Annotated in this window: 9 protein-coding genes and 1 pseudogene; 7 read left to right on the forward strand and 3 right to left on the reverse strand. The window is 53.9% G+C overall.

Translation table 11 applies throughout. The features are described from left to right. The first annotated feature begins 185 nt into the window (after positions 1 to 185). Both KTE_RS29455 and KTE_RS29460 read left to right on the forward strand, forming a co-directional pair. On the forward strand, positions 186 to 827 hold the full coding sequence (locus KTE_RS29455) for a TetR/AcrR family transcriptional regulator (protein WP_201387743.1): 642 nt from the start codon (positions 186 to 188) through the stop codon (positions 825 to 827). Positions 828 to 1429: 602 nt separating this feature from the next. Beyond that, positions 1430 to 3679 (forward strand): HAMP domain-containing sensor histidine kinase, encoded by a 2250-nt coding sequence (locus tag KTE_RS29460; RefSeq protein ID WP_201387745.1) that lies wholly within the window; start codon positions 1430 to 1432, stop codon positions 3677 to 3679. A gap of 862 nt (positions 3680 to 4541) precedes the next feature. On the opposite strand, the gene KTE_RS29465 is transcribed toward KTE_RS29460, so the two are convergent. The 3 genes from KTE_RS29465 to KTE_RS29475 form a co-directional block, all read right to left on the reverse strand. Next, a complete protein-coding gene (locus KTE_RS29465; RefSeq protein WP_201387747.1) occupies positions 4542 to 5435 on the reverse strand; it encodes a carbohydrate ABC transporter permease in 894 nt (297 codons plus the stop codon). A gap of 70 nt (positions 5436 to 5505) precedes the next feature. Next, positions 5506 to 6450, reverse strand: a complete 945-nt coding sequence (locus KTE_RS29470) for a carbohydrate ABC transporter permease (RefSeq protein ID WP_201387749.1) — start codon at positions 6448 to 6450, stop codon at positions 5506 to 5508. A 62-nt stretch (positions 6451 to 6512) separates the two neighbouring features. Further along, positions 6513 to 7817 carry an ABC transporter substrate-binding protein gene (locus KTE_RS29475; RefSeq protein WP_201387758.1) on the reverse strand — a complete coding sequence of 435 codons (1305 nt, stop codon included), beginning with the start codon at positions 7815 to 7817 and terminating at the stop codon, positions 6513 to 6515. Positions 7818 to 8081: 264 nt separating this feature from the next. Here KTE_RS29475 and KTE_RS49865 point away from each other — a divergent pair. The 5 genes and pseudogenes from KTE_RS49865 to KTE_RS29500 form a co-directional block, all read left to right on the forward strand. Then, positions 8082 to 8204 (forward strand): annotated as a pseudogene (locus KTE_RS49865) (RNA-guided endonuclease TnpB family protein); the annotation flags it as partial. 176 nt (positions 8205 to 8380) lie between these two features. Continuing rightward, the gene (locus KTE_RS29485; RefSeq protein WP_201387762.1) at positions 8381 to 9409 is read left to right on the forward strand and encodes a hypothetical protein; all 1029 of its coding nucleotides are present in this window, start codon (positions 8381 to 8383) and stop codon (positions 9407 to 9409) included. Then, complete coding sequence (locus KTE_RS29490) at positions 9406 to 10074, forward strand: transposase (RefSeq protein ID WP_201387764.1); 669 nt, start codon at positions 9406 to 9408, stop codon at positions 10072 to 10074. The genes KTE_RS29485 and KTE_RS29490 overlap by 4 nt, the downstream gene beginning before the upstream one ends. 227 nt (positions 10075 to 10301) lie before the next feature. After that, on the forward strand, positions 10302 to 11930 hold the full coding sequence (locus KTE_RS29495) for an FAD-dependent monooxygenase (RefSeq protein ID WP_201387766.1): 1629 nt from the start codon (positions 10302 to 10304) through the stop codon (positions 11928 to 11930). A gap of 492 nt (positions 11931 to 12422) precedes the next feature. Next, complete coding sequence (locus KTE_RS29500) at positions 12423 to 13133, forward strand: HAD family hydrolase (RefSeq protein WP_201387768.1); 711 nt, start codon at positions 12423 to 12425, stop codon at positions 13131 to 13133. The last annotated feature ends 39 nt before the right edge of the window (positions 13134 to 13172 follow it).

Genomic DNA, 13172 nt, shown 5'->3' on the forward strand with positions numbered 1-13172 from the left:
GAAATGCCTCCAGTAAATGTAGAGTAGGGGGTTCGATGGTGTAGCCACCCCCATGTTCTGATCTTTCATGGCGACAAGTTGATGCCTTCGCAACAACTTGTTACAATAGACAGTGTAGTCTGGACAGTGCCACGGGGCAAGCATCAATGCTTGTCTTTTGTTACATATGCAACACGGAGGGAAAAATGTCGCACGAAGAACAGACAGACTTACGTATCCAGCGCACCCATAAATTCTTGCAAGAAGCGATGATTGAACTGATTACCGAGAAAGGGTTTGATGCCATCACGGTGGGCGACATTGCTGAACGGGCCATGATCAATCGAGCTACGTTCTACCGCCATTATCAGGATAAATACGATCTGGTAGTCAAGATCTTTGAAGAAGCAGCCAATCACCTGGTGGAGGATATGAAACCCTTCCACAAAGACATTGATCCTGGTGAGAAGGAGGAGAATCTAGTAGGGCTCTGGAGCCAGTTATTTGAGCATGTCGCTGAACATGCCAGGCTGTACCGAGCGATGTTGGGGAAAAACGGCAGTCCGTGGTTTGCAGCCAGGATGCGTGAGCACACCATCAAGCTCATGCTTGAGAAGGAGAGACGGTGGAAACACCAGGTGGAACCCAGTCAACCGATTTATCCAGCCACGCCCCCTGAGCTGCCTATCATGCAACTTTCACATGTTCTGGTTGGCACTATCGTCTGGTGGTTGGAGAGCGAAAAGCGCTACACGCCCAGACAAATGGCAACCTGGTTTTACCGCTTTGCGTTTTATGGCTATCTCTCTGCACGCGGGTATGAGGCTCCTACGCCAGGGAAAGAATGAGCCTCATTCTTTTGTTGCAAGAACAGCCATTTCATCCTATACTCACGAGAAGTTTGCGACTCTCGCATGGGATCGGACCTGATCGAGCGCTTTGAACACGGTTGGCAAGATCGCGCGTGGTGTATGTACACCATTCTGACTTCTATCGAAGACTGGGGAGCGGCTTCTCACATGGTGAGTGGTTGTGCTATGCACTCTTCGCGTTGATGGCTCTCTTGTCACCTTCTTTCCCACCAATTTACAAGATAAGGTATAGGAGTAACTTTTGTAGCTATCGTACTCGTCTTATGAGTACGGCGGGCCATGGTAGGATCAATGCCTTTACGGCGGCTCACCTCTGTGATCCAGGTTGCAAGTTAGCTCATCCGCACTTCTCGTGCTCAGCCATTTCAGCGGGATAAGAAGAGGAGCGTGCGTGAGTTTGATGTCCGCGATACAATAAGCAGGGACATTTCATTTGTAAATGATTCTGGTTCGAGCGATCGGTGAGGTAGTATTGCATATCGCCAGGAGCGCTGTGGCACGTCCTTTGATCCCATCCAAACGTGGGAGAGCACGGTCTTCTGACGTTCTAGCCAAAGACGAGGAGGTCTTCCCATCTCATGCCGGTATTTTCTTCTCCTCGTCATGGAAAGAGAGGCCAGCCACATCAAAGGAGGAGCATAACTGAAGCGCGTTTTCTGGCTCTCGCCCACGGGTGTGCTGATGTCTTTTGGCTGCTAACCCCCGAGGGCTCCATGCCGGAAGCAGGCTTCAGCTGGTATACTTTTACCGGGCAAGGCAAGCGTGCGTGTCTTGGATATGGCTGGCTTGATGCCTTGCACCCTCTTGATCAACCGCAGGTCGAAGCAATGCTTCACCAATTGGTCACCACTGGCTCTCTTCGGGAGATCGAGTGTCACCTTCGTCGGAATGATGGGAGCTATCGTCTGCTTCGCCTGCGCGCGATTCCGGTCTACGAGCCTGCTGGCACGCTGCACGAAGTGCTCATCTGCGGCACCGACCTCACCCGGCAGGAATGGCCCGGACGCATGAGTGACGCGTCCCTCCAGTTAGCCTTGGCCGCATCTGGGGTGGGCATGTGGGAGTGGGATTGTCTCACCCATCACCTGCTCTGGACAGATCAAGAGAAAGCCCTCTTTGGCTGGTCAACCGAGGCGCCCGCAACCCATGAGCGCTTCCTGGCGGCACTCCATCCCGATGATCGCGAGCGCGTCGATCGCATGATTGCTCAGGCACTGGCTGAACCGCGGGAATATTTCACTGATTACCGCGTGATCTGGCCAGATGGCAGTGTACATTGGCTCTCCGACCGTGCACGAAGCATCGCGGATGCACAGGGCAATCTGGTACGCCTGGTGGGGGCGACGGTCGATATTACGGAGGTGAAGCAGGCGGAGGAACAGGTTGTCGCGATTCTCGAAAGCATTACGGATGCGTTTTCCTATGTGAACAAGCAGTGGCGCTACACCTATATCAATCGCGGGCTGGAAAAGTTGATCGGAAAAAAGCGGGAAGAGGTGGTGGGTCGGTCCTTTTGGGACATGCTTCCTGAGATTGTTGGGACTCCATTCGAGCGCGTGTACCGCGAAGTCATGGAGACACGGCAGACCAGGCATATTGAAGGTTTTCATCCGAGCTTCCGGCGCTGGTTGAATATCCACGTCTATCCGACTCCGGATGGGATTTCCTTTGATTTGCAAGATATCACGCAGCGCAAACAAGCAGAGGAAGCCTTGCGCGAGAGCGAGGCGCGGTTTCGCGGACTCGTGGACTCCAATCTCATCGGGATCGCGGTCTCTGATCTGGAGGGAACGATTCACGAGGCCAATGACGCCTTTCTCAATCTGGTAGGGTATACCCAGGAAGATCTGGGAGCGGGGCGTATCCAGTGGAGCATGCTGACCCCGCCAGAATATCAGGCGCAATATTGGCAGATCCTGAAGGAACTGTTCACGACGGGGAGGGCCCAGCCCATTGAAAAAGAGTATCAAGCGAAAGATGACAAGCACGTCCCGGTTCTGGTTGGCAGCACCCTCTTCAGGCGGGAAGGGGCGGAACCTCTGGCGATCACGTTCGTCGTCGATCTCACTGCACGCAAAGAGATTGAGCGGCAAAAAGATCTCTTCTTAGGGATGACCAGTCATGAACTGAAAACGCCACTGGCGGCACTGCAAGGTCTACTCCAATTGGTTCAGCGACGGATGAAACGCGTGGTCACGACGGCAGACCATCTGTCTCCAGAGGTGAATGCATTCTTTGAGAACGTGGCGAAGAGCATGGGGGCTTCCATGCGCCTGATAGATGTGCAAACGCGGTTGATCAATGATCTGCTGGATGTTTCGCGCATCACCGCCAACACCTTGCAACTCTCGCTGCGCCGCTGCGATCTGACCAGTATCGTCCATCAAACCGTTGATGACCTGCGAGCGATGGCTCCTGAGCGCGTCCTCTTGCTTGATATCCCAGAACAAACCAAGGTCTCGGTGTTAGCGGATCAGGATCGCATCAGTCAGGTCATTACTAACTATGTCAACAACGCGCTGCGATATTCAAGCCCCGATCAGCCGGTTCAGATTGGCCTGACCCTCCAGGAGGGCCGTGCTTGTGTTTGGGTGCGAGATCACGGACCCGGGCTCTCCGAAGATGCTCGGCAGGACATTTGGAAGCGCTTTCATCAAGTCAAAGGAGTGCCTGTGCTCAGTGGCTCGGGGAAAGGGTTGGGCCTGGGCCTGTATATCTGCCAGACACTCATTGAGCAACACCAGGGAAACGTTGGGGTAGAGAGCACCCCTGGGGAAGGTTCCACGTTCTGGTTTACCCTACCCCTCACCCCTGAGAGCGAAAAATGAGGCCTCATCTCCCTCGGGACAGGCAACCTCTCGAAGATCCTCGTCTCGTTGGCGGCATGAATACAAAGCGCACACTGAACAGAAACAAGAAGATGCTCTTTCTGAAAGGCGCGCACAATTGAAAGCTTTGAAAACGATGGATCTGGTAGCCTAAAAGCATCGGTTGAACGGATTCAACGTGCCATATCGTCTGCTAGATTCTCAGTTCTGACACATCTCGCTATTTTGATGATGAAGCAGAGGTCAGCCGCTGTGAGATTCTGGCGACATGACCCCACTTAGGGATAACCTCGGCTTCGTTGAATGCAGCTTTTCGGAATTCGTCTGCACTTTAAAGATTCTTGAGGAAGTCTTAACTTTGCATCTCCACAAAAACAGTTCTGCCCCGCTTGCCCTCTAGGACTCCATCAGCCTGTGTCGCCTCTGTGATTGATAGGAACGCTGCTTGCATCAAAAGGGGATCGACTTCTTTTTCGAAGCGAGGTTCCAGGTGAAACAGCTGACGTCTTCAATCAGGTTACGCAGGCCCTGGCTGTGCTCTCGTTTGCACCAGATGGTGTGCCTTGTTTTGGCCAGCATTTTGACGCTCAGGCAATCCTTGCAGGGTTCTTTGGGGAAGAGGCCGCGAAACGCTACTGTCAACGTATCACAGTCAGTGGGCAAGCCGGACGCGGGCCAAGGAACGCCAGCGATATGCGCCCTGGTGTTAGAGCGGCTACCTCCTGCTGCAAAGGTGCTGGAACTCGGTTGTGGGGTAGGTTTGCCGGTGAGCGGGAGTGAAGGTTGTTACCTGTAATCCCTATACTCCCGCTCATGTCGTTTCGTGCCACAATCATTGAACAGCAGAGGTATGCCTCTGGCTTTACTTTACAGCGCCCTGGGTAAGACCCGCAATAAACTGGCGCTGGAATACAAGGAACATAAGGATAATGGGTAGCGAAGCCAGCACAGCGCCCGAGAGTAGAATCCCATATTGATAGTCATATGGACCAACAAGGGACGCGATTCCCAGGTTAGCGACAAACATGGATGGATCGGTAGTCACGACGAGTGGCCAGTAGAAGTCATTCCATAAGCCAGTGAATGAGAGGATGCCTAGCACGGCCAGCCCCGGACGAACCAGGGGAAGGACGATGCGCCACCAGATCGCGAACTCAGATGCCCCATCAACGCGGGCAGAATCGAGAATCTCGTTGGGAACGGTTGATGTGTACTGACGCATCAGGAAGATCCCAAATGCTCCAACTGCGCGAGGGATAATCAAAGACTGGTAGGTATTGAACCAGTGAAGTTCGCGGATCACCTCAAATTGAGGAATTTGCAAGACCTGAGGCGGGATGAGAAGTGTTACCAGCATAAGGGTGAAGAGGACATTCTTGAAACGGAAGTCATACTTCGCGAAAGCAAAGCCCGCCAGCGAACTGAGCAGCAGAGAGGTAATTGTGCCGCCAATGGCTACAATTGCCGTGTTTAACATCCAGCGTGCGAAGGGAAATTGCGTAAGCAAGGCCCCCATATTTGCCAGGGTTGGGTTGCGAGGCAAGAGCGTAATTGGCGTACCAAAGATCTCCGTGTTGGGCTTGAAGGCACTAAAGACCATGTAAAGGAAAGGTATAACTGTCAGAAGCAACAGCAAAAGGAGCAGAAGGTTGACCAGCACTGATCCGGTAATAAAAGAATAACGACGTTTACGGGCGGCAGGAGAAAGCTGCATTTTTGTCTTCGGTTCCTGAAGCATTGTATCAATGCTTGCCATGATGAGATCCTCTCTAAAGAACCCTGTGCGTGAGGCACAGGCAAGGTACATAGCGCAAACTACCCGGCTATCACGCTACATCTGAAGAGGCTGCAGTTCCATACCCCCCGAAGAGTTTAATATTCAGTACGGAGAGGATGAGCAGCAGGAGCGTCATCGAATAGGCAATAGCACTCGCATAGCCAACGTTAAAGTTCTGGAAGCCCTGGGTGTAGACATAGAGCGTAATGGTGAGCGAGGCATCTGAAGGACCTCCACTGGTGAGTAGCAAAGGCTCAGCGAAGAGGTTATAAGAACCGATAATGGCCTGGATGACGATAAAGAGCGTCACTGGCTTAAGTAGCGGAAGCGTAATGGTCCAGAAAGCCTGCCAGCGATTAGCGCCGTCGATCATAGCCGCCTCATAGTACTCTTTATTAATGGCATTGAGACCCGCCATCCAGAAGAGGGTATTGATGCCCAGATAGGTCCAGATACCAATGAGGATAAAGGCTGGCATGACAACTGGCTGATCTGTAAGCCAGCCAATCTGGGGAATACCAAACCAGCCAAGCGCGACATTGAGCAAGCCATATTGCGTATCAAGGACGCGCGCGAAGATAACCGTAATGACCACGGTTGAGGTAATGACTGGAAAGAAGAGCCCTACGCGGTAAAGCCCTTTCCAGCGCACGAAGAGGGAATTGATAGCCAGGGCCATGATCAGGGCCAGGGGAGTGAGGACAAACAAACTACCGAGAGCATACTTCGTCGTATTGAGCACAGCAGTATAGTAGCGGGGGTCCTGGAAGAGATGGATGTAGTTGCCAAAGCCAAAAAACGTCTTCTTATCAAAGCCAAAGCCTTTGAAGAAGCTGAGCCACAAGGAGTAGAGGATGGGATAGATCCCAAATACCAGGAAGAGAATAAAGAAGGGTGAGATGAAGATGTAAGGAGCGAGCTTGCGTTGATTGCGATGCCACCAACTGCTACTCTGGCGAGGTTGGGCTGTCATGCTGGTATGTATCTGAGTCATGTGCATCTCTCCTTTGGGAATGGCATACGCGAATATTCTCAGGAGCTAAGTGGAGCCATGTGCTAAGCAGTTTCGAAATTGATGATGCTTAAAGCCTGGTTATAAGCAGTTTGTAGCGCCGACTCTGGCATGACGCCCGGCTGCTGTAAACAGGGGGTGAGTGCGAGACGTGTAAAAGCATCTGTTGTCTCAGGCCAGTAGGGGGAGTTATACCACTGGTTTATCTCTGGCGAAACCTCTTTGATGATCTCACCCGCCCTCTGATTATCAAAGAACTTCAACGGCTCGCTTAATTTGGCCTGTTCCAGCGCTGGCTTATAGGTTGGCCAGGTCTGGCGTATCCCATAGTCGCCAAGTAACGCTTCGATGCTTGTGTGCTCATAGAGCACAAAGTCGAGTGCTTCCTCAATACTGGAAGAGGTCTTAAGCACAGTAACGCCAGTACCGCCCTGCGTGGCGGTCCGTGAACCTCCCGCCTCCCATTGCGGAAGTGGTTGCAGATGCCACTTGCCAGCAGTATCTGCCGCGTTCTGTTGTACGAAACCGCTAAAGTTCCAAGAGGGGCCGATCAGAGAGGAAAATGTACCATCAGAAACCTTGGCCCAGTATGCCTGACCAATGGGGCGTATCCCTGCCCACTTTTCGTTGATGGCCTGCTTTTGATAGCGAAGCGTGTTTAAACCTTCAGAGGAGTTGAAGATAGGTTTGCCATTGGCATCAAAGAAGCCGCCTTTGTGTTGAAGTGTCTGTATCCACCAGTAACCGGAGTCGTTGAAGGGGAAATCGATGAAATATTTGCCTGTAGCTTTTTGATAACGCCGACCTGCTTCCGCGAACTCATCCCAAGTATTAATGGGGGCCTTAATACCGGCCTTTTCCCAGAGATCCCAACGGTAACTGAGCAGACAGGTGTTCAATTCATTGCCAATACCATAGATCTTGCCTTTCCAGGACCAGGGATCGGTAGCCGAAGGATGATAAAACTTGTCCATGACTCCCATTTGCTGAAGCTTAGGAGCGATATCCACAAAAATGACGTCGCCTTTAATGAAGCGCGCGAACTGGCCAATCTCGATGTCAGCGATATCGGGACCGCCTGAGCCAGCCAGGGCCGTAATCAGGACCTTGTCGTGCATTTGCTGAAAAGGAAAGATCATCCAGTTGATCTCGAAGTCGGGCTTCTTCTCCTTCTTGTAGCGTTCCCAGGCTTGTTGTTGCCATTGGATACGAGTGTTGGAGAATGCCCAGAAGTTGAGCGTCTTCTTGGCTCCAGTATTGATAGCCGGTGCGCAACCACTCAGCAATAAACTGGCTCCCGCAGTCGCACTTCCCACGGCCTTGAGAAAGGATCGTCGATGCATCTGCATATACGTACTCCTTCGTCCATATATCCATCTATACGCATGAGTAGACAACAGCTCATCTGTTACTAAATGCTAACTTCCATGTTGCATAGCATGAACAACGTGGTAACAGGCAAACAGATAAGGCTTACAGAAAAGATAACGTTTTCTAGATTGATTTGTCAAGCTTTTTGTGTAGAATTAAGCAACAAAACCATAAGACGATTTGACATGAGCATATTACTTACAGGGTTATTGAAGAGGTTTCACCAATCTATGTATGAGCCCCTCAAGACCTTTGCCTTTCTCTCCGATGGTTCCCACATTGACAACCCCAGGTTTTTTCGTGAGGAAGAGAACGCTCTGGCCAAAGCCCAACGCCGCCTCGCCAGGGCCCAGAAAGGAGCAGCGGTTCTGCTTGCCAGAACGAGCCTGAATGATGGCATCCAGTTCCTGCTGCGCCTGCTGGATGTTGCCCACGTAGATCAGGCCCATATTTTTTTCCGTAGGGGCAGAGAAGCCGACTGAGCCGATGTGATACACTCTCCAACAGGAAAGAAACTCAGAACCAGCAAGGAGAGACGTGCATGAAGCCAGCCAGGACCTATCCTCACGTCAGCCGACGTTTTTACCGTCCCGAAGTGTATCACTGCCCCAACTGCCAGAAACGGCTGCGGCGGGCCGTGACCTTGTCGGAACGCACAGTGATCACGTTGCAGGAAGTCATCAAACTGGTGCATGCGGGCTACCGTTGCCCAGATGAACAGTGTGTGGGACATCAGCGGACCTACCGAAGTGCGCGAGCGGATGCGCTGGGGCTGCCTCACTTCACCTATGGGTTGGATGTGGTGCTCCTGGTGGGACGGCTGCGGCTGGTCGAGCACCGAACCGTCGATGAAATGCATCGCGAGCTGCTCGCTCGTCTGGATCCGTTAGGAGTGAAGATCGCGCGCCGGGAAGTCTTGTATTTGTTTGATGCGTATTGCACGCTGCTACGGGCAGCAAGCGCGGCCAACGAGGACAAGGAATGGTTAGCCCAGGTGGAGAAGAACGGGGGCATCATTGTGGCCATCGACGGGATCCAACCCGATAAAGGCAATGAAACGGTGTACCTGGTGCGCGATGCGCTCACCGGGCGAGTCCTGGTGGCCGAGAATGTGCTCTCCTCAGCGACTGCCGTGATGAAAGCGCTGCTCACTCCAGTCGTCGAGCTCGGAGTACAGGTGCTGGGGACGATCAGCGATGCCCAGGAAAGTGAATTGCTGGCACTCCAGGAGCTCTGGCCAGAGGTGCCACATCAGGTGTGTCAGTTCCATGCGTTGCGCGATGCCTCCAAGACCGCCTTTGAAGCAGACAAAGCGGCGAAAACGGCGATCCGCAAACGCTTGCAGCCGAAGGTTCGTGAGGTACGCAAACAGATCCAGAAGGCCCTCTCGACCGCCTCGCCTCAGGAAACCGAGCAGCTCCGTGTGCTGGATACGTACGCCACTGGGATCTTGACTGCGCTCAATACCGATGGGGTGCAACCGCTCACCTTTGCCACGGTCCAGGCGAGCCAGATGTTGGAGGAGATCGAAGCCAGTCTCCAGCGGCTGGTGAAAAAAGGGGCGCCGTGAGTCGGCGGTGTGAGCAGAAACTGGTCCGGCTGCGGGCGATTGTGGCAGAACGGGCAGCCTGGACGGAGCAGCTGGTGCAGATCAAACACCTTCATGGCTGGCTCTGCGAGGTCGAAGCGATTCTCGCGAAAGAAGCGACGCCCTTACCTGGAGAACCCGTGAACAATGAGACGGTGGGGCGGCGGCTGGATGCCTGGCGAGAGGACATGGTCGGGCTGCTGGAGGCGTCCACGCTCTCCGAACTGGAGCAGGAAGGGCTGCGGCAACTCTTGCAAGTACTCTCCAACCTGCGCCCCTCCCTGGTACAGTGCTATGAGCGGGAAGACTTTCCCCGCACCAACAACGACCTGGAGCGCAATATTCGCGCGCTCAAAACGCAGTATCGCCGCGTGAGTGGCCGCAAGAATTGGAACGCGTACTTGCTGCGCTATGGACGCTGTGTGGCCTATGCCGCCTGGTGGGAGCAGGACGAAGCTCATTGTCAATTATTGCAGCGCCACGTCACCCAGATGGACCGGGGTCGGTGGAGAGAACTGCGCCAGCAGACCACCAGTGCACAACAGGAGCAGCTCACGCGGTTCCGCTTCCGTCACAAGCGTTCGTCCGTGCTGGCCTTGCTCGAATCACGCTGGAGTGAGGCTATCCAGTCGGCCTCTTTGCCCTGACGCTTTTTTTTCGCCACACGACCTCTCCAAACCAGGCAGGGGTCGAGAACTGGGACTCCAGGGTCTTGCTCCACAAAGCCACGTGCGCATATAGACATAGACTCGTCAATATGCTACTCTTCTTGAAGAGACCCTGTTTCATCGGCAGGAACTGCATCGCTCCCTCAACAATACTGAGAAGCGCGCAAGAGCCATTCCTTTTCTGGTGTCTTTTGAAAGGAGACACGATGTCTCAGACTCCGCCACCATCAGATGTGCTCATCATCGGTGCTGGGCCAACTGGGCTCACCCTAGCACATGAACTACTTCGTCGCGGGATCACGCCACGTCTCATCGAGAAAACCCCTTCCGCTTCTCCCAATAGCAAAGCGCTGGGAGTGATGGCGCGCACCCTCGAACTCCTGGCCTCATCGGGTATTACCAAAGAGATGCTGGCACAGGGGGTGAAGGTTCCAACCTTGCAGGTCTGGAGTTTGGGGCGGCACCTGGCACGCTTTGACTTCGCTACCGGCATTGACAGTCCGTACCCGTTTATCCTTATGATCCCACAGCATACGACCGAGGCCATTTTGACCAGGCATCTGGTTCGCCTCGGCGGCACCGTTGAACGCGGTGTTGAGCTGGTCGGTCTTACCCAGAGAGATGATCGCGTTGAGGTCGTCCTGCGTTCGGCCAGCGGGAAAGAGAAGCGAAGCTCTTGCCGCTTTCTGATCGGCTGTGATGGTGCTCATAGCAGCGTTCGCAAGCTTCTCGGAGTGCCCTTTGTCGGAAAGACGGTCGAGCACAGTTTTGCGACTGGGAATGTGCGCATGCACGGAGACTTCCCTCGCGACCAGGCTCTAGCCTACCTCCATCGTGGTCACCTCATCACCTATTTTCCTTTACCGGACGGCCAGCATCGTTTCATCCTTGCCTCTCCCCGAAGATGTGCGCCTACGGGAGACGTCACGTTAGAGGAAATTCAGCAGGCGATAGAGATCTGTGGGCCGAAAGGAAGCCGTGCAAGCAATCCAAGCTTTCTCGCTCGCTACCACGTCCATCAGCGTAAGGTGACTCAGTATGTGCATCAGCGAGTTATGCTCGCTGGGGATGCCGCGCACCTGCATTCTCCGCTCGGAGCGCAGGGGATGAATACCGGTATGCAAGATGCCATGAACCTCGCTTGGAAACTGGGGCTGGTAGTACAGGACCGGGCACCGGCTCGGTTGCTGGAAAGCTACCAGATCGAACGCGAAGAAGTTGGCAGGCGACTCTTGCAGGATGATGAGGGGATGGTGCGCCAGGCGTTTCTGCACCATCCTCTCGCAACTCCGGCCCGTGACTGCGCTGCGCCCTACCTGACGCAGCACTCCGAGGTGCAACAGGCCATCACCAGGACGGCGGCAGAACTGTCCATCTCCTATCAGTACGGGCCGCTGGTCTCCGACTATCGTGGAAAGGGAGAAAAACCGGCTTCCCCTCGAGTTCACGTGGGTGACCGCGCCCCCAACGGCCTCCTCTTTTCAAGAAAGCAGGCAGTTCCCTGTCAGCTCTATGATCTCCTCACGGGAAAAGGCCACGCACTTCTCGTCTTCCAGCATCACCGGGAGGATGAAGTGCAGCGCGAGTTGCAAGCTGCGGTGGCTCCCTGGCAAGATCTTTTGGAGGTCTATCCTATCCGAAGGCATGAGTTGGAAGAGTCAGGTGGACACACCTGGTACGATCCCGATGGCTTGCTCGCTGAGCGCTACGGCGTCGAGGATTCGGGGCTTGTTTTGATCCGCCCAGATGGCTATATGAGCTTCCGCAGTCGTCCGATTGCAGCAGAGCCATTGCGCTGCTATCTGCGTGCCCACTTCTCTCATCGGCACACGTAGGAGTGGAAAGAGGGAAAGAGGGAGCAAGACGACCGACGATCAGCCCGGCAGCGTCTCGTTGCCGCGATGCTCGCAGGTCAATCCTGGCAAGACATCGCCCCAACGGAGACCGTGCCATTGAAACGAGTGATGGCCTATCGCTTAGTACAGGCGGTACGCACAAGAGGGGATGGAACGTTAGCAGGCGGGCGACACGGCCATCCGTCGAAACTCCGTGGAGAGGCACGAGTCTTTCTGGAAGAACAGTGCCGACAAGCTCCTTCCACGCCGAGCTCCACCCTCCAAGTGAAGCTGTGAGAGCGTTTTGCTTTGAGCGTGAGTATCAGTCAGATCAACCGTACGCAAGCGGCTCTCGGTCTGAGCAATCCTGCTGCGGGCTCCAGGCAGGAAAGAAACGGGAGGAGAAGAAGTCTCCCCTCAAGCCCAGTGGCAGGAGGGGGGAGGGGGCCTGTTGCTGTTAGCGGCTGCCCATCAAACGCACTAGGAAAAAACGTGTCGCTACAAGTTGTCTTTTTTGATTTATATGAAACATTAATTACCGAATATACTTCTCCCAGGCAATCTCTCGCTTCGACAGCCGCTCTACTGGGTGTGGACACCCAATCTCTGGATCGGGAATGGCGAGCACGCCATCATTCACGTATGGTTGGGCACTATCCTGATGTTGCCAGTGTCTTGCGTGAGATTTGCCATGCACTGGGCCATACGATTGATGAGCGCGTGATTTGTGCTCTCGAACAGGAGAGACAGGCTACGAAAGCTCTGCCCTTTAAACATATTGACCATGCTCTCTTAGAGGGGCTCCGTGAAATACGGAAAACGGGAGTAATGCTAGGAGTAATCAGCAATTGTGCTCCTGAGGAAGCTATGGGATGGAGTACTTCACCGCTGGCGCCGTTCTTTGATGACTATGTATTTTCGTATCAGGTTGGATATGCCAAGCCGGATCCTCACATCTATCGCCTTGCCTGTAAGCGTATGGCGATAGAACCGGGGCAGGCTATCTTCATCGGCGATGGTGGAAGTGGCGAACTAGAGGGTGCAGCCCGGTTGGGCATATGTGCCTATCGTGCGGCCTGGTTCTGTGATTTATGGCCGGATGAGTGGCCTTCGTATTATCCTGATATGACTGGCTATCCTTTATTACACTCCTTTGGGGATGCATGCTCATTGGTCAAAGAAAAATATACAGCAGGATGCTGAGTGCGGTTCCAGATCTGGTCGGTCTTCTTTGGCCAGATC

It is taken from the genome of Ktedonobacter sp. SOSP1-85, assembly GCF_016587415.1.
Lineage (GTDB): Bacteria > Chloroflexota > Ktedonobacteria > Ktedonobacterales > Ktedonobacteraceae > Ktedonobacter.